Genomic DNA, 17,073 nt, shown 5'->3' with positions numbered 1-17,073 from the left:
ACCGCTTGGACCCAGGGAGGAAAAACATGATACCAGCCGGATTTGAGTATCACCGGCCAGGCGATATCGCCTCGGCCATTGGCATTTTGCAGGAACACGGAGATGAGGCGCGCGTGATCGCGGGCGGGCACAGCCTGATCCCGATGATGAAGCTGCGCATGGCCGAAATGGGCCACCTAGTCGATCTGCAAGCTATCGAGGAGCTGAAGGGCATCGAGGTTGGTGCCGACACGGTTTCGCTTGGCGCAATGGTGACCCAGCATGAGCTGATCACTCATGACGGCTTGGCTACAGCCATTCCGTTGATCCGAGAGGCCGCGCTGCAGATCGCGGATCCTCAGGTGCGATATGTGGGAACGGTTGGTGGGAACGTCGCCAATGGTGATCCGGGCAATGATATGCCGGGGTTGATGCAATGCCTGAACGCGACGTTCGAACTGTCTGGCCCCGATGGTCGCCGCAGTGTCGCTGCGCGTGAGTTTTATGAGGCCGCTTACTTCACTGCGCGTGACGATGAGGAAATCCTGACCCGGATTTCGATCCCGGTGCCGGGCGCGGGTGTGGGTCAGGCCTATGAAAAGCAGAAACGCAAGATCGGTGATTATGCGACAGCGGCAGCTGCCGTGATGGTTGGCAATGGTCAGGCCTCGGTCGCGATGACCAATCTGGCGGACACACCCGTCTGGTCTGAAAGCGCAAGCAATGCGCTGGCGGATGGGGATGTCAGCGGTTGTGTCGCCGCGATGCTCGAAGCCATCGACCCGGTGGCCGACAATCGTGGTCCCGTCGAATTCAAGAAACACGTGGCCGCTGTGATGCTGCGCCGCGCCATCGAACGCGCGCAAAGTCGCGCGGATTGAGGGGAGGAACAACGATGTCAAAAATGCACGTAAAACTCACCGTGAACGGCAAGCAGGTCGAAGGTCTGGCCGAGCCGCGCACGCTGTTGATCCATTTCCTGCGGGAAGATTTGAAAATCACAGGCCCGCATATCGGATGCGAAACCAGCCATTGCGGGGCCTGTACCGTGGATATCGACGGCAAGTCCGTCAAGTCCTGTACGACCTTTGTGGCACAGGTGAACGGGGCCGATATCACTACTGTCGAAGGGCTGACCAATGACGACGGCAGCCTCGGGGTTCTGCAAGAGATGTTCCGCGAACATCACGGGCTGCAATGCGGCTTTTGCACGCCGGGCATGATCACCCGCGCGCATCGTCTTCTGCAAGAAAACCCGAACCCGACCGAGGAAGACATCCGCTTTGGCATGTCCGGCAACCTGTGCCGCTGCACCGGATATCAGAACATCGTCAAGGCGATCGCGGCATCTGCCGACATGCTGAACGCTCAGAAGGAGGCTGCGGAATGAACGACCAGACTCTGACCCCCGAAGAACGCGTCGCCAACCTCAAAGGGATGGGCAGTTCGCGCAAGCGCGTCGAAGATGTGCGCTTTACCCAAGGCAAGGGCAACTACGTCGATGACATCAAGATGGACGGGATGCTGTTTGGCGCCTTTGTCCGCTCTCCCTATGCCCATGCCCGCGTCGTCAGCGTGAACAAAGAGGCTGCGCTGGCGATACCTGGCGTTGTTGCCGTTCTGACCGCCGAAGACCTTGCGCCATTGGGGTTGCATTGGATGCCGACGTTGGCGGGCGACAAGCAAATGGTGCTGGCCGATGGCAAGGTTCTGTTCCAGGGTCAGGAAGTTGCTTATGTCGTCGCTGAAAATCGGTATATCGCGGCGGATGCGGCCGAGCTGGTCGAAGTTGACTATGAAGAGCTGCCCGTTCTGACCGACCCGTTCGAGGCGCTGAAATCAGATGTTGTCCTGCGTGAAGACCTTGCGGGTCAAACCGAGGGTGCCCACGGTCCGCGTAAACATCACAATCACATCTTCACGTGGGAACAGGGCGACAAGGACGCGACCGAGGCTGTTCTGGGTGAGGCAGATGTCGTGGCCGAAGAGATGGTTTATTACCATCGGACCCACCCATGCCCGCTGGAGACATGCGGCTGTGTTGCCTCGATGGATAAGGTGACCGGCAAGCTGACGCTCTATGGCACGTTCCAGGCCCCGCACGCGATCCGCACCGTTGTATCGCTGATCTCGGGTCTGGCCGAGCACAATATCCGGGTGATCAGTCCTGATATCGGTGGTGGCTTTGGCAATAAGGTTGGCGCCTATGCGGGCTATGTCTGCTCGGTCGTCGCCTCGATCGTCACCGGCCAACCGGTGAAATGGGTTGAGAACCGGATGGAAAATCTGATGTCCACCGCCTTTGCTCGTGATTACTGGATGCAGGGCAAGATCGCGGCGACCAAGGATGGCAAGATCACTGGTCTCTGGTGCCACACCACAGCGGATCATGGTGGCTTTGATGCCTGCGCCGACCCGACCAAATTCCCAGCCGGTTTCATGAACATCTGCACCGGGTCTTATGACATCCCCACTGCATATCTGGCCGTGGACGGCGTCTATACCAACAAGGCACCGGGCGGTGTCGCCTATCGTTGCTCGTTCCGGGTGACCGAGGCTGCTTATTTCATCGAACGGATGATCGAGGTTCTGGCCATAAAGCTGAACATGGACGCGGCCGAGCTGCGCCGGATCAATTTCATCAAGGCCGATCAGTTCCCGTATCAGTCCGCGCTGGGCTGGGAGTATGACTCGGGCGATTATCACACCGCCTGGGACAAGGCGCTGAAGGCCGTGGACTATGAAGGTCTGCGAGCTGAACAGGCTCAGCGGATAGAGGATTTCAAGGCTGGAAAAACTCGCAAATTGTTGGGGATAGGTCTGACGCATTTCACCGAAATCGTCGGGGCCGGACCGGTGAAGAACTGTGATATCCTTGGGTTGGGAATGTTCGACTCGTGTGAAATCCGTATCCATCCGACGGGTTCAGCCATCGCGCGGCTGGGGACGATCTCTCAGGGTCAGGGCCATGCCACGACATTTGCCCAGATCATCGCCAGTGAGATCGGCCTGCCAGCCGATGACATCACGCTGGAGGAAGGCGACACCGACACCGCACCGTACGGGCTTGGCACCTATGGGTCTCGGTCCACGCCAGTTGCCGGGGCTGCGACAGCAATGGCCGCTCGAAAAATCCGCGCCAAGGCACAGATGATCGCGGCCTATCTGCTCGAGGTGCATGACAATGATGTCGAATGGGATGTCGATCGGTTTGCCGTCAAAGGCGCGCCTGAGCGGTTCAAGACCATGAAAGAGATCGCTTTTGCCGCCTACAACCAGGCGATTCCGGGGCTGGAACCCGGTCTGGAGGCCGTCAGCTACTATGACCCCCCAAATATGACTTACCCATTCGGGGCCTATATCTGTGTCATGGAGATCGATGTGGATACTGGGGAATGGGACGTCCGGCAGTTCTATGCGCTGGACGATTGCGGCACGCGGATCAACCCGATGATCATCGAAGGGCAGGTCCATGGCGGCGTGACAGAAGCGTTGGCCATCGCGATGGGTCAGGAAATCGCCTATGACGAGATGGGCAACGTCAAGACCGCGACGCTGATGGACTTCTTCCTGCCAACCGCATGGGAGACGCCGAACTACACCACCGATCACACGGTCACGCCATCTCCGCACCACCCGATCGGTGCCAAGGGCGTGGGCGAGAGTCCGAATGTCGGCGGCGTGCCTGCGTTCTCGAACGCGGTGCATGATGCGTTCCGGCCCTTTGGGTTGGTGCAAAGCCATATGCCGCATGATCATTGGCGGATCTGGAAGATCGCCAACGGGTTGGGGATGCACGGGTAAACGGTTTCGAACCGGCTGTTGCCGGCCCGACCGAACGGAGGGGGTAGAACCCCCTCCGAACCTCCCCCGGGAATTTTTGGCCAGATGAAGATTGGATCCTGGTTTTGACTTTGAGTGATGTTCAGAACGGATTGGCCGCGCAGGGCTATGTTTCCGATGACCGGTTGGCGATGGCGCTGCATTTGGCACAGCAACTTGGGCGGCCATTGTTGTTGGAAGGTCCTGCTGGCGTTGGAAAGACCGAAGTGGCAAAGGCCCTGGCCGCGTGGCAGGACGCCCGGCTGATCCGGCTGCAATGTTATGAAGGGCTCGATGCCAGTCATGCCATTTATGAATGGAACTATCAGCGTCAGCTTCTGGCGATCCGAGCGAGCGAGGCACAGGGTGGAACGAGCGAAGCACAGCTTTTCTCAGATGAATATCTGCTAAAACGACCTTTGTTGGAGGCTATTTCACAAGATGCCCCTCCGGTTCTGCTAATTGATGAAATTGACCGGGCCGACGAAGAATTCGAAGCGTATCTGTTGGAAATCCTCTCGGATTTTCAAATCACAATTCCCGAACTGGGTACAATCCCGGCGCGTTCAAAACCCATCGTTATTTTGACGGCGAATGGCACGCGGGACTTGTCCGATGCATTGCGCCGCCGGTGTCTGTACAGTTTCCTCGACTACCCATCGCGTGAAACCGAAATGGCGATCCTGAAAGCCCGCATGCCCCATGTGGAAGGGCAGTTTGCGCGCCAGATTGTTGGCGTTGTGCAGGCTTTGCGCAAAGAAGACTTGGAGAAGACTCCGGGCATTGCCGAGATGCTGGACTGGGCGGCAGCCCTTTCCGGATTGGGTGTTAACGACATGGCGCAGTCCCGCGAAGAGGTTCAGGCGACTCTTGTCTGTCTTCTGAAAACCGCAGCCGATTATGACGCGGCCCCGCCTGAAGTGATGGATCGCCTGATTGGAAAGGTGGCGTGATGCAGGTCACCCGGTTCCCTTCTCGTGCCTCTGGTCTGGCGGATCGCATGTCTGGCTTCATTGCACATTTGCGGATGAACGGGATGCGCGTCGGACCGGCTGAGACTGGGGATGCATTGGCGGTGCTGGCGGAAGTAGAGGCGACGGATTTGCCGCAGGCCAGACAAGCGCTGTGTGTCTTGCTGGCCGGTGACGCGGAAGACTGGCGACGGTTTGACGATCTTTTCGATGCATATTGGCTAAATGCAGGGAAACAACGGACCGGAGTGGCGCAAACCGCGCATGTTCGGGTGCAATCCGCCAAGCCGATGATCTGGCAGCAAGAAAGCCAAGACATCCAGGAGACCAGTTCCGATTCGGATCAGGACGCAACCCCTGATGCCGGCGACGGGGAGGCCGTGGGGAGAGACGGTAAGCTGATTGCGACCCGTACGGCCAACCTGTCGCGTCGGGATTTGCGTGAACTGATGGATGAAGACGCACTGAAGCAGGCCGAACAAGCGGCGACAGCGCTGGCGCGCGCCATCCGCGACCGCCGCTCGCGCCGGCGGAAAAAAGCGCTAAAGGGGCCTGCTCTGGACATGCGCCGAATACAGCGCGCCAGCCTTGCACGGGGCGGTGAGCCGATGGAACTGTATCGTCGCGCCCGCCCACCGCGTCCGATGCGGATCGTTGCACTGTGCGATGTAAGCGGATCAATGACTGTATACTCGCGCGTCTTTCTGGCTTTCCTGAAAGGCTTGATTGGCACAGGAACCGAAGCGGACGCATATCTGTTCCATACGCGCTTGATGCGCGTCACGGATGCGTTGCGCGACCACGATTCACTGCGCGCAGCAGGGCGGTTGTCGCTGATGGCCGAAGGGTTTGGCGGGGGCACGGATATCTCGGGCAGTCTTGAGCATTTTCTGAATGGGTATGGCGCGCGCGCACTGAACGGTCGGACCATCGTACTGATCCTGTCTGACGGGTATTGCAGCTCGGACCCGCAAGCGCTGGGCGTTATATTGGCCCGGATTCGACGCAAGGCCCGGCGGATCGTCTGGCTGAACCCGCTGAAGGGCTGGCACGAATACCAGCCCATTGCCGCCGCAATGCAGGCAGCTGAGCCGTATCTGGACGCGCACCTGCCCGCAAATACGCTTGAGGCGCTGGCGGCGCTGGAACCGCAATTCCGTAAGCTGTGAAAGGAGCCCACATGGCAAGCTTCGACATATTCGACACGATTGAGCAGCTGCGCAAAACTGATGAAGCCTTTTGCGTGGCCACGGTGTTGCGGACTGCGGATGCAACTTCGGCGAAAGCCGGGGGCAAGGCTGCGATTACAAAAGATGGACGGATCCTGGGCCATTTGGGCGGGGGCTGCGTTCAACGTGCGGTTCGATCCTCGGCCCAGCAGGCGTTGGCCAGTGGTTCGCCGCAAATGATCCGGGTCAAACCTTCGGAAAAGGTGGTGAACATGGCCGATCCTGATGGCATTCAGACGTTCAAAAGCGGTTGCCCGTCCGGCGGCACTGTCGATCTGCTTGTCGAGCCGTATCAGCACGCACCGCGATTGGTGATTTTTGGCGAGTCGCTGATTGCAGAGGCACTGGCAGTCCATGGGGCACTGGCTGGGTTTCGCGTGTGTCTCAGTGACGCGTCAGAGACAGAAGGTGACTTTCAACGGTTCACTCTGGATTCCGTCCAAAACCTAGGGGTTGAGCCGCGGGACTTCGTTGTCGTGGCTTCGCAAGGACAGGGCGATGCCGCCGCCCTGGCCGCCGCTCTGCAAACGGACGCCAAGCGGGTGTCGATGGTGGCCAGCCATCGCAAGGCCGAAACGCTGGTGGCCAAGCTGATATCGCAAGGTTTGGACCCGATACGAGCTGCGCGGCTGAAGTCACCGGCAGGTCTGAACATCCACGCGATCGACCCGCATGAGATCGCCGTGTCGATTCTGGCTGAAATTGTGCTTTGGCGAAACAGTGACAAATCCAAAACGGAGTCCCATGATGAGAAACGTGCTTAAACGCCTGAGGTCCCTGTGGCCCGCGCGTCCCGAACAAACTCCGGAAGAGGCGACAGAGACCGCGCTTCTGGTTTATCCAAGATGCTGTTGAACAAAGGAAAGTTGAATGGAACTGAGTGACGAAGTCCGCATCTCTGCGCCGCGGGATGTTGTATACAAGGCTCTGAATAATCCCGAAATCCTGCAGGAATGCATTCCGGGATGCGAAGAGCTGATCCAGAATTCGCCCGAAGATCTGGAGGCCAAGGTGGTCCTGAAGATCGGCCCTGTCAAAGCCCGGTTTGCGGGCGCTGTGACGCTGGACAACAGCAATGCACCGGACGGGTTTTCGCTGACGGGTGAGGGTAAAGGCGGCGCCGCCGGATTTGCCAAGGGCGGTGCCGACGTGACGCTGACCGAAGACGGGGACGAAACTGTTTTGGCTTATACTGCCAAAGTCGACGTCGGTGGTAAGATTGCCCAGCTGGGCAGCCGTCTGATTGCCGGCACAGCGAAAAAACTGTCGGGCAAGTTTTTTACGCGATTTGGCGAAGTTGTTTCAGAACAATCCGTCACCTGAAGGCCTTGCCAGGGCCGGTGATCCGACCGGCCCGCATCGGTCCAAAACCCATGGATATTCAGTTTCCCCAAGGAAATGTCATGTTCTGAATTTTTAGGGATTTGGTGCCCAGGAGAGGACTCGAACCTCCACGTCCATACGGACACTAGCACCTGAAGCTAGCGCGTCTACCAATTCCGCCACCTGGGCAGGTGTCGTGGAGCGGCGTTTAAGCCTACTAGCGGGGAGGGTCAACCGGATTCGCGAGGATTTTTGAAAGTTTTTTCCTCGCTTCCAAATTCAGTTTGAATTGGTTGATTTTTTCGCTGGTGCGCGGCGTTATTGCGCCTTGTTTGAAAAGGCTCAGAGAGCTACATCGAAAGAGGACCCACAAGCAGGAGCCCTCTCATGTCGAAAATGGTCACGATTTACGGCGGATCGGGATTTGTCGGCCGGTATATTACGCGGCGCATGGCAAATGAAGGGTGGCGTGTCCGGGTGGCGGTGCGGCGCCCGAATGAGGCGATGTTTGTCAGGCCCTATGGTGTGGTCGGCCAGGTCGAACCCATTTTGTGCAACATCCGTGATGATGCCTCGGTCGCGGCGGCGATGCATGGGGCAGATGCGGTGGTGAATTGCGTCGGTGTTCTGAACGAGCTGGGCAAGAACGCCTTTGACGCGGTGCAGGCTGATGGGGCCGAGCGGATCGCGCGTTTGGCGGCCGAACAGGGCATTTCCCGGATGGTTCATATCTCAGCCATCGGAGCGGACGCCGAGTCCGACAGCGAATATTCGCGAACCAAGGCGCATGGTGAGGCCGGTGTGCTGACCCATATGCCAGATGCAATTATTCTGCAGCCGTCTGTGATTTTCGGAACCGAAGATCAGTTCTTTAATCGTTTTGCCGGGATGACCCGGATGGGACTTTTCCTGCCGCTGGTCGGAGCCGAAACCAAATTCCAGCCGGTCTATGTGGATGATGTGGCCAAGGCCGCTGTTCAGGGCGTCCTGGGCCAAGCTGAAGCCGGTGTGTATGAGCTGGGCGGACCCGAGGTGAAAACCTTCCGCGCACTGATGCAGCAGATGCTTGATGTGATCCACCGACGCCGAGTGATCATCGGAATGCCCTTCTTTTTGGCCCGGATCATGGCGGGCGTGTTGGACATCTTGAAGTTCGTCAGCTTTCAACTGTTCCCGAACCACATCCTGACACGCGATCAGCTGAAGAACCTCCGCCGCGACAATGTTGTGTCCGAAGGGGCCAAGGGGTTCGCGGATCTTGGGATTGAGCCAGCCACACTAGAATCGGTGCTGCCAGATTACCTTTGGAAGTTTCGCCCATCGGGCCAGTACGACGACATTCAGAACTCGGCCAACAATCTGCGGACCTGATCAGCTATAGGCGATTACAAGCAGGATGGCGCCCAGGATCACGCGGTAGATGACATAAGGTGTAAAGCTGACACTGCGCAACAGGCGCATCATCAGGGCCAGGGCCAGCAGAGCTGAAATAAAAGCAAAGAATGCCGCGATTGCCCCGTCTCGGGCCAATTGGGCGTCTGCTTCGCGGATCACGTCTACCGACAACAAAACGCCTGAGGCAAGAATCGTCGGGATCGACATCAACATCGCGATCCGCGCGCCATTCTCTCGCGTATAGCCCAGTTGGCGCGCGCCGGTGATCGTAATGCCTGATCGGGATGTTCCGGGTATCAGGGCGAGAACCTGCCACAGCCCCATGATCAACGCATCGCGCAGACCCCATTCGCTTGCTTCTTTGGTCTGCGGCCCTTTTTGATCGGCCCAATACAGGACAAGGCCAAAAACCAGCATGGTCCAGCCAATGACCGCCATTGACCGGAAGGCCTCGATCAGGCCGGTTTTGAACAGGATCGCCCCGACAACCACTGTGGGAATCGTGGAGATGATCAGACCCATGGCCAGCTGCGCCTGTGGTGTGTCGACCCGGCCGGTCAACGCCCGGGGAAGACCGGAGACAGCCTGTTTCACATCGGACCAGAAATACAGAACCACGGCGCCCAAAGTGCCCACATGCACGGCCACGTCGATGGCCAGACCTTGATCGTCCAACCCGGTCAGGCTGGGCAGCAGTATCAAGTGACCAGATGAAGAGATCGGCAAAAACTCAGTGATACCCTGAATAATCGCCGCGAGAATCAATTGAAAAAGACCCATCTGCCCCGCCGTGTTGTGGTCACGTCTTTGTTTGCCCAATGGGTATAAGTGCGCTGTGGAAAAGGAAAGCGTGCATATAGGTCCGAATCGGAACTAAAAATCGCGTTAAAATTCAAATGACCGCTAAATTTCTCCCCAGTTTTCGAAATTAGGTCAGCACAGTTGACTTTTCATCCGATCTCGCATCTCTTAAAGAGACGTGACCAAGCCAATTCATGGAGTTTGACCCGTGGCCAAGCAACCGATGCTGAAATTTGTGCAGATCGACCGCGTCATGCCCGAAAAGCGTGCCGCCGATGACCGCAGAGAAGATTTTGATGAAATCTACGCCGAATTCGCAGCAGAAAAAGCCAAGGAACAAGCCAGCCGATGCAGCCAGTGTGGTGTTCCATACTGCCAGTCGCATTGCCCGCTGCACAACAATATCCCTGACTGGCTGCACCTGACCGCGACGGGGCGTCTGGAAGAGGCCTATCAAACCAGCCAAGCCACCAACACATTCCCCGAGATCTGTGGCCGAATCTGCCCGCAGGACCGTCTGTGCGAAGGCAACTGCGTGATCGAGCAATCGGGCCACGGCACGGTCACTATTGGCACGATTGAGAAGTACATAACCGACACCGCCTGGGACAAAGGCTGGGTGAAACCCACCGCTCCGGGTGCCGAGCGCAGCGAAAGCGTTGGCATCATCGGTGGCGGCCCCGGCGGCCTGGCTGCCGCGGACATGCTGCGCCGGGCGGGCATTCAGGTCACCGTCTATGATCGTTATGATCGCGCAGGTGGTCTGCTGATGTACGGCATTCCGGGGTTCAAGCTGGAAAAAGACATCGTGCAGCGCCGCAATGACCTGCTGGCCGATGGCGGAGTCGAGTTTGTGCTGAACTGCGATGTGGACGCCGCCAAGTTCGAAGAAATCCGCACCAAGCATGATGCGGTGATCATTGCGACAGGTGTGTACAAATCGCGCGATCTGTCTATGCCCGGCAGCGGGCTGGCTGGAATCGAAAAAGCCATCGATTTCCTGACCGCCTCGAACCGCAAAAGTTTTGGCGATGACGTCGAAGATTTCGACAATGGCCGCTTGAATGCCGAAGGCAAGAAGGTGGTCGTTATTGGTGGCGGTGATACCGCGATGGATTGTGTGCGGACCTCGATCCGGCAAGGTGCCACGTCGGTCAAATGCCTCTATCGCCGTGACCGGGCGAACATGCCGGGTTCGCAGCGCGAAACCCAAAACGCCGAGGAAGAAGGCGTGGTGTTCGAATGGCTGAGCGCGCCCAAGGGCTTTACCGGCGACGACATCGTTGCAGGCGTGATGGTGCAGAAGATGCGCCTGGGTCAACCCGATGCGACCGGCCGTCAAGCGCCAGAAGTGATCGAAGGCGCGGATTATGTCGAAGATGCCGATCTGGTGATTAAGGCGCTGGGCTTTGAGCCTGAAGACCTGCCCACCCTGTTCGGCCAGCCCGACCTGCCCGTCACCCGTTGGGGCACCGTCAAAGCAGCGTTTGAGACTGGCGCGACCGAGATGGACGGCGTCTATGCCATTGGTGACATCGTGCGCGGTGCATCTTTGGTGGTCTGGGCCATTCGTGATGGTCGCGACTGCGCCGATGCGATTATTGATCGCTTCAACGCCAAGGCTGCCATCGCAGCCGAATAACCCTAGCCCAGCGACAGGAGGGTCTGATGCCCGAATTGCAAGGTCAATGCATGTGCGGCGCGGTCACGGTGACCGCAACCCCGGCGCGGGATTCGCTGGGTGCCTGCCATTGTGATCAATGCCGTCGCTGGACCAGTTCGATGCTGGTAACCTTCGCGGCCGAGCCCGGCTATGCCGCCTTGGGACCGGTCAAGACCTACACCTCGTCGGACTGGGCCGAACGGGCATTTTGCTCGGACTGTGGTTCGGCGTTGTGGTACCGGATCACTTTGCCGGGCGAGATGCACGGACAAACCCAAATGGCTGCCGGTCTTTTCGACGACACCGGCAACCCGCTGAAACTTGAACTTTACATAGATAAAAAGCCCGAGGGCTACGCGTTCGCAGGAGAGCGCCGGCAGATGACCAAAGCCGAGGTCGAAGCCATGTATGCCCTGCCGGAAGAAGGAGACAGCCAATGACCAAATATGATGCCGATTGGGTGCGGGCCGAAGAAGCCAAGCGCAAATGGATGGCCGAAAATGGTCTCTATTCCGAGGATGAAGAGCATTCTTCATGCGGCGTAGGTCTTGTGGTTTCGATTGACGGCAAAGCGTCGCGTAAGGTGGTGGATGCCGGGATCGACGCGCTCAAGGCAATCTGGCACCGCGGCGCGGTGGATGCAGACGGCAAGACGGGTGATGGCGCGGGTATCCACGTGCAGATCCCGGTTCCGTTCTTCTATGACCAGATCCGCCGCACCGGGCATGAGCCACGGCTGGATCAACTGATTGCAGTTGGTCAGGTCTTTTTGCCGCGCACCGATTTCGGTGCGCAGGAACAATGCCGGACCATCGTGGAAACCGAAGTCCTGCGTATGGGCTATTACATATATGGCTGGCGTCATGTGCCGGTCGATGTGACCTGCTTGGGTGAAAAAGCCAACGCCACTCGCCCTGAGATCGAGCAGATCCTGATCTCGAACTCAAAAGGTGTGGATGAAGACACGTTTGAGCGTGAGCTTTATGTGATCCGTCGCCGCATCGAAAAGGCAGCACTGGCCGCCGGGATATCAGATCTGTATCTGGCCTCGCTCAGTTGCCGGTCGATCATCTATAAGGGCATGATGCTGGCCGAGCAGGTCGCGGTGTTCTACCCCGATTTGATGGACGAGCGCTTTGAAAGTGCCTTTGCCATCTACCACCAGCGGTATTCGACCAATACGTTCCCGCAGTGGTGGCTGGCACAGCCTTTCCGCATGCTGGCCCATAACGGCGAGATCAACACGCTGAAGGGCAACATCAACTGGATGAAAAGCCATGAGATCCGCATGGCCAGTGGCACTTTTGGTGACTATGCCGAGGATATCAAGCCGATCATTGCGGGTGGTTCGTCGGATTCGGCGGCTCTGGACTCGGTATTCGAGGTTTTGGTGCGTGCAGGCCGGTCTGCCCCGATGGCGAAAACCATGCTGGTGCCGGAAAGCTGGTCCAAGCAGGCGGTCGAACTGCCGCAAGCCTGGCGCGACATGTATTCCTACTGCAACTCGGTGATGGAGCCGTGGGACGGCCCCGCCGCACTGGCGATGACCGATGGCCGTTGGGTTTGTGCGGGTCTGGACCGGAACGGTCTGCGTCCGATGCGTTACGTAGTAACTGGCGACGGTCTTGTCATTGCAGGGTCCGAGGCCGGGATGGTGCCGATTGATGAGGCCACTGTGACCGAAAAAGGCGCGCTTGGCCCGGGTCAGATGCTGGCCGTCGATATGAAGAAGGGCAAGTTGTTCCGCGACACGCAGATCAAGAACAAACTGGCCCGTGCGCTGCCATTTGGCGAATGGGTCGGCAAGATTCACGATTTGGATGCCACGCTGGCGGGCGTGACCGAAGCTCCGATCTTTTCAGGTGAAGAACTGCGCAAGCGCCAGATCGCGGCGGGGTATTCAGTCGAAGAATTGGAGCAGATCCTCGCCCCGATGGCGGAAGATGGTAAAGAGGCGCTGGCCTCGATGGGTGACGATACGCCCTCTGCGGTTCTGTCCAAGCAATACCGCCCGCTCAGCCATTTCTTCAGGCAGAATTTTAGCCAGGTGACCAACCCGCCGATCGACTCTTTGCGTGAATACCGCGTGATGTCGTTGAAAACGCGGTTTGCGAACCTCAAGAACGTGCTGGATGAAGACAGTAGTCAGACCGAGATTGTGGTTCTGGAAAGCCCCTTTGTCGGCAACGCGCAATGGGACAAGCTGGTTGAAAGCTTTGATGCACCGCTGGCCGAGATCGATTGTAGCTTTGAGCCCGGCCAAGGCGCACTAAGCGACGCATTAGCCCGTGTTAGAGCCGAAGCAGAAGAGGCCGTCCGATCTGGCGCTGGGCATCTGGTTCTGTCCGACATGAACTCGGGCGAAGGTCGTGTGGCGATGCCCATGATCCTTGCCACAAGTGCGGTGCACTCGCACCTGACCCGTCAGGGCCTGCGGACGTTCTGTTCGTTGAACGTACGCTCGGCGGAATGTGTCGACCCGCATTACTTTGCCGTTCTGATCGGTTGTGGTGCGACAGTGGTGAACGCCTATCTGGCCGAGGATTCGCTGGCCGACCGTATTGATCGCGGCCTTTTGGACGGGAGCCTGACCGAAAATGTCGCCCGCTTCCGCGAAGCGATCGATCAGGGCCTGTTGAAGATCATGGCCAAGATGGGAATCTCGGTAATCTCGTCCTATCGCGGCGGCCTGAACTTTGAGGCCGTTGGCCTGAGCCGAGCGATGGTGGCCGAATACTTCCCTGGAATGACCAGCCGGATTTCCGGCATCGGGGTTACCGGTATTCAGACCAAGGCCGAGGAAATCCACGCCAAGGCATGGGTCAATGGTCTGGACGTGCTGCCCATCGGTGGGTTCTACAAAGCGCGGAAATCGGGTGAGACCCACGCGTGGGAAGCGACCTCGATGCATATGATGCAGATGGCCTGTAACCGGGCGTCCTATGAGCTGTGGAAGCAATACTCGGCCAAGATGCAGTCGAACCCGCCGATCCACCTGCGCGATCTGATGGATTTCAAACCACTAGGCAAACCGATCCCGATTGAAGAGGTCGAGTCGATCACTTCGATCCGCAAGCGGTTCGTCACGCCAGGTATGTCGCTGGGCGCGCTGTCGCCCGAGGCGCACAAGACGCTGAACGTTGCGATGAACCGGATCGGTGCGAAATCCGACTCGGGTGAAGGGGGTGAAGACCCGGCGCATTTCGTGCCAGAGCCCAACGGTGACAACCCGTCGGCCAAGATCAAACAGGTCGCCTCGGGCCGCTTCGGTGTGACCGCTGAATATCTGAACCAGTGTGAAGAGCTGGAGATTAAGGTCGCCCAGGGTGCAAAACCCGGTGAAGGCGGTCAGCTGCCGGGCATGAAGGTCACCGACCTGATTGCACGTCTTCGTCATTCGACCAAGGGTGTGACCCTGATCTCGCCACCACCGCACCACGATATCTACTCGATCGAGGATCTGGCGCAGCTGATCTATGACCTGAAACAGATCAACCCGCGCTGCAAAGTGACGGTAAAACTGGTGGCGTCCTCGGGCGTTGGCACGATTGCCGCCGGTGTGGCCAAGGCCAAAGCGGACGTGATCCTGATCTCGGGGCACAATGGCGGCACCGGGGCATCTCCGGCGACCAGCATCAAATACGCCGGTCTGCCGTGGGAGATGGGCCTGACCGAGGCACATCAGGTTCTGGCGATGAACAACCTGCGGGATCGCGTGACCCTGCGAACCGATGGTGGCTTGCGCACGGGTCGTGACATCGTCATGGCTGCGATGATGGGGGCCGAGGAATACGGTATCGGCACCGCGGCGCTGATCGCGATGGGCTGTATCATGGTGCGTCAGTGCCAGTCGAACACCTGCCCGGTCGGTGTGTGTACTCAGGACGAATCCCTGCGGGCAAAGTTCACCGGTAATGCCGATAAGGTCGTCAACCTGATCACCTTCTACGCACAGGAAGTGCGCGAGCTGCTGGCCAGCCTCGGTGCGCGGTCGATTGACGACATCATCGGACGGGCAGATCTGCTGGCGCAGGTCAGCCGTGGTTCGGCACATCTGGATGATCTGGACCTCAATCCGCTGCTGATCACCGTCGATGGTGCCCATAACATCGTCTACAACCGCGACAGAGACCGGAACGCGGTGCCTGATACGCTGGATGCTGAAATCGTGCGCGATGCCGCCCGTTTCCTGAAAGACGGCGAGAAAATGCAGCTGTCTTATGCGGTTCAGAACACGCATCGGACCGTGGGCACGCGAGTGTCCAGCCATATCGTGCAGAATTTCGGGATGCGGAACACGTTCCAGCCGGACCACTTGCACGTGAAACTGCAGGGCTCGGCCGGTCAGTCGCTGGGGGCCTTCGCGGCCCCGGGTCTAAAGCTCGAGGTGTCGGGTGATGCCAACGACTATGTCGGTAAAGGCCTGTCCGGGGGCACAATCGTCGTGCGTCCGCCGCAGGTCAGCCCCCTGAAAGCGGACGAGAACACCATTATCGGCAACACCGTTCTTTACGGCGCAACCGATGGACACCTGTTTGCGGCTGGCCGCGCGGGTGAGCGGTTCGCGGTTCGGAACTCGGGTGCCACTGTGGTGATCGAGGGCTGTGGCTCGAACGGCTGTGAATACATGACCGGTGGTACCGCGGTGATCCTGGGTGGCATTGGTGCCAACTTTGGCGCAGGTATGACGGGCGGTATGGCTTATCTGTACGACCCCGAAGGAAAGGCCGAGCAGCTGATGAACATGGAAACGCTGGTGACCTGTCCGGTGGCCGTCGACCACTGGGAAGATCAGTTGAAATCGCTGATCGAAACACATCAGGCTGAAACCAACAGCCGCAAGGCCGCTGACATTCTGCAACATTGGGAGGTCGAAAAGGCCAACTTCCTTCAGGTTTGCCCGAAAGAGATGCTGAACAAGCTCAGCCATCCTCTGACAACCGAGGCAACTGCTGTTCCCGCCGAGTAAGCGGAAATAGTTAGACCAAATCAGAACCCCGCGTGTCACCAAGGACACGCGGGGTTTTCAATTTACGTCCCGGACTTGCCTCGGATTACTTACCCGCGCAACGCTCGGGCCACGTAACATAAACCGTTCCAAACCCGGCCACAGCGTCGTATAGCAACAAAATGGCAAGAACAGCAGCGCGCAAGTCGAGCAAAAAGAAAAGCAAGGCGTCAAAGTCAAAAAGGCCACTGATCCCGCGGATTCGTCGTTGGGTCACACGCGCCGCTTTGGGTGTCGTGGCCTTCATCGTTGGGTTGGTCCTGCTGTACTCGGTGGTCAATCCGCCGGTGACTCATACGATCTGGTCAGAATGGCGACGATTGGGAAAGGTTGAGCGTGATTGGGTGCCGATAGAGGAAATTGCCCCGGTTATGGGCAGATCTGCCGTCGCCGCCGAAGATGCAAATTTCTGCCTGCATTGGGGCTTTGACGTTGAAGCAATCCGAGATGCGCTGGAAGATGGCGGCAGCCGGGGTGCCTCGACCATTACCCAGCAGGTCGTGAAGAACGTGTTCCTGTGGCAGGGGCGCAGTTGGGTGCGCAAAGCGTTTGAAACGTCGATTACGCCCGTCGTCGAAATCTTCTGGAGCAAACAGCGGATTCTGGAGGTCTATCTAAACGTTGCCGAGACCGGACAGGGGGTATTCGGGGTCGAGGCCGCGGCACAGCGGTATTACGGAACAAGTGCGGCCAAGATGTCCCCAGTACAGGCGGCACGGCTGGCGGCGATCCTGCCTTCGCCTCGAAACAGATCCGTCACAGACCCATCGGTTCGGACCCGCAGACGGGCAGCATCCATACTGGATGGGGCGGCCACCATCCGCGCAGATGGTCGCGCGGATTGTTTCGAGGATTGAAACCCTATGCCTCTCAAGGCTAAAG

13 protein-coding genes and 1 tRNA gene are annotated in these 17,073 nt (G+C 58.4%); 12 read left to right on the top strand and 2 right to left on the bottom strand.

Translation table 11 applies throughout. The features are described 5' to 3' along the window. Positions 1 to 26: 26 nt before the first annotated feature. The 7 genes from AC2FID_RS21650 (at position 27) to AC2FID_RS21620 (ending at position 7,324) form a co-directional block, all read left to right on the top strand. Positions 27 to 860: an FAD binding domain-containing protein gene (locus AC2FID_RS21650; RefSeq protein ID WP_058275190.1), complete on the top strand. Its 834-nt coding sequence runs from the start codon at positions 27 to 29 to the stop codon at positions 858 to 860. Positions 861 to 874: 14 nt separating this feature from the next. Further along, positions 875 to 1,369 (top strand): (2Fe-2S)-binding protein, encoded by a 495-nt coding sequence (locus AC2FID_RS21645; protein ID WP_109313028.1) that lies wholly within the window; start codon positions 875 to 877, stop codon positions 1,367 to 1,369. Further along, positions 1,366 to 3,783, top strand: coding sequence for an aerobic carbon-monoxide dehydrogenase large subunit (locus AC2FID_RS21640; RefSeq protein WP_058275192.1), 2,418 nt, complete (start codon positions 1,366 to 1,368; stop codon positions 3,781 to 3,783). The genes AC2FID_RS21645 and AC2FID_RS21640 overlap by 4 nt, the downstream gene beginning before the upstream one ends. A gap of 104 nt (positions 3,784 to 3,887) precedes the next feature. Continuing rightward, positions 3,888 to 4,754 carry an AAA family ATPase gene (locus tag AC2FID_RS21635; RefSeq protein ID WP_496838654.1) on the top strand — a complete coding sequence of 289 codons (867 nt, stop codon included), beginning with the start codon at positions 3,888 to 3,890 and terminating at the stop codon, positions 4,752 to 4,754. Next, complete coding sequence (locus AC2FID_RS21630; protein WP_496838652.1) at positions 4,754 to 5,941, top strand: vWA domain-containing protein; 1,188 nt, start codon at positions 4,754 to 4,756, stop codon at positions 5,939 to 5,941. Before AC2FID_RS21635 ends, AC2FID_RS21630 begins: the two co-directional genes overlap by 1 nt. Before the next feature lie 11 nt (positions 5,942 to 5,952). Then, positions 5,953 to 6,765: an XdhC family protein gene (locus tag AC2FID_RS21625; protein ID WP_282121213.1), complete on the top strand. Its 813-nt coding sequence runs from the start codon at positions 5,953 to 5,955 to the stop codon at positions 6,763 to 6,765. A 106-nt stretch (positions 6,766 to 6,871) separates the two neighbouring features. Continuing rightward, positions 6,872 to 7,324, top strand: a complete 453-nt coding sequence (locus AC2FID_RS21620) for an SRPBCC family protein (RefSeq protein ID WP_496770726.1) — start codon at positions 6,872 to 6,874, stop codon at positions 7,322 to 7,324. A gap of 102 nt (positions 7,325 to 7,426) precedes the next feature. On the opposite strand, the gene AC2FID_RS21615 is transcribed toward AC2FID_RS21620, so the two are convergent. Then, a tRNA-Leu gene (locus AC2FID_RS21615) sits at positions 7,427 to 7,513 on the bottom strand. 198 nt (positions 7,514 to 7,711) lie between these two features. Here AC2FID_RS21615 and AC2FID_RS21610 point away from each other — a divergent pair. Then, a complete protein-coding gene (locus tag AC2FID_RS21610) occupies positions 7,712 to 8,695 on the top strand; it encodes a complex I NDUFA9 subunit family protein (protein WP_496838649.1) in 984 nt (327 codons plus the stop codon). Here the strand turns inward: AC2FID_RS21610 and AC2FID_RS21605 are convergent, their stop codons facing one another. Further along, entirely contained in the window at positions 8,696 to 9,499 is an 804-nt protein-coding gene (locus AC2FID_RS21605) for an undecaprenyl-diphosphate phosphatase (RefSeq protein WP_496838647.1), read from the bottom strand. Between the two features lie 229 nt (positions 9,500 to 9,728). Between AC2FID_RS21605 and AC2FID_RS21600 the strand changes: the two genes are divergently transcribed. The 4 genes from AC2FID_RS21600 (at position 9,729) to mtgA (ending at position 17,048) form a co-directional block, all read left to right on the top strand. After that, positions 9,729 to 11,162 carry an NAD(P)-dependent oxidoreductase gene (locus tag AC2FID_RS21600; protein WP_496838646.1) on the top strand — a complete coding sequence of 478 codons (1,434 nt, stop codon included), beginning with the start codon at positions 9,729 to 9,731 and terminating at the stop codon, positions 11,160 to 11,162. A 26-nt stretch (positions 11,163 to 11,188) separates the two neighbouring features. Next, positions 11,189 to 11,623, top strand: a complete 435-nt coding sequence (locus tag AC2FID_RS21595; RefSeq protein ID WP_496838645.1) for a GFA family protein — start codon at positions 11,189 to 11,191, stop codon at positions 11,621 to 11,623. Continuing rightward, the gene (gltB, locus tag AC2FID_RS21590; RefSeq protein WP_496838643.1) at positions 11,620 to 16,152 is read left to right on the top strand and encodes a glutamate synthase large subunit; all 4,533 of its coding nucleotides are present in this window, start codon (positions 11,620 to 11,622) and stop codon (positions 16,150 to 16,152) included. The genes AC2FID_RS21595 and gltB overlap by 4 nt, the downstream gene beginning before the upstream one ends. A gap of 161 nt (positions 16,153 to 16,313) precedes the next feature. Beyond that, positions 16,314 to 17,048 (top strand): monofunctional biosynthetic peptidoglycan transglycosylase, encoded by a 735-nt coding sequence (mtgA, locus tag AC2FID_RS21585; RefSeq protein ID WP_496699966.1) that lies wholly within the window; start codon positions 16,314 to 16,316, stop codon positions 17,046 to 17,048. The last annotated feature ends 25 nt before the right edge of the window (positions 17,049 to 17,073 follow it).

This window comes from Ruegeria sp. CDSC068 (assembly GCF_059610545.1).
This window is presented reverse-complemented; position numbering and strand designations above follow the sequence as displayed.

Coding starts and splice junctions, on each gene's coding strand:
- AC2FID_RS21650 (WP_058275190.1), top strand. CDS start 27: ATGATACCAGCCGGATTTGAGTATCACCGGCCAGGCGATATCGCCTCG.
- AC2FID_RS21645 (WP_109313028.1), top strand. CDS start 875: ATGTCAAAAATGCACGTAAAACTCACCGTGAACGGCAAGCAGGTCGAA.
- AC2FID_RS21640 (WP_058275192.1), top strand. CDS start 1,366: ATGAACGACCAGACTCTGACCCCCGAAGAACGCGTCGCCAACCTCAAA.
- AC2FID_RS21630 (WP_496838652.1), top strand. CDS start 4,754: ATGCAGGTCACCCGGTTCCCTTCTCGTGCCTCTGGTCTGGCGGATCGC.
- AC2FID_RS21625 (WP_282121213.1), top strand. CDS start 5,953: ATGGCAAGCTTCGACATATTCGACACGATTGAGCAGCTGCGCAAAACT.
- AC2FID_RS21620 (WP_496770726.1), top strand. CDS start 6,872: ATGGAACTGAGTGACGAAGTCCGCATCTCTGCGCCGCGGGATGTTGTA.
- AC2FID_RS21610 (WP_496838649.1), top strand. CDS start 7,712: ATGTCGAAAATGGTCACGATTTACGGCGGATCGGGATTTGTCGGCCGG.
- AC2FID_RS21605 (WP_496838647.1), bottom strand. CDS start 9,499: ATGGGTCTTTTTCAATTGATTCTCGCGGCGATTATTCAGGGTATCACT.
- AC2FID_RS21595 (WP_496838645.1), top strand. CDS start 11,189: ATGCCCGAATTGCAAGGTCAATGCATGTGCGGCGCGGTCACGGTGACC.
- gltB (WP_496838643.1), top strand. CDS start 11,620: ATGACCAAATATGATGCCGATTGGGTGCGGGCCGAAGAAGCCAAGCGC.
- mtgA (WP_496699966.1), top strand. CDS start 16,314: ATGGCAAGAACAGCAGCGCGCAAGTCGAGCAAAAAGAAAAGCAAGGCG.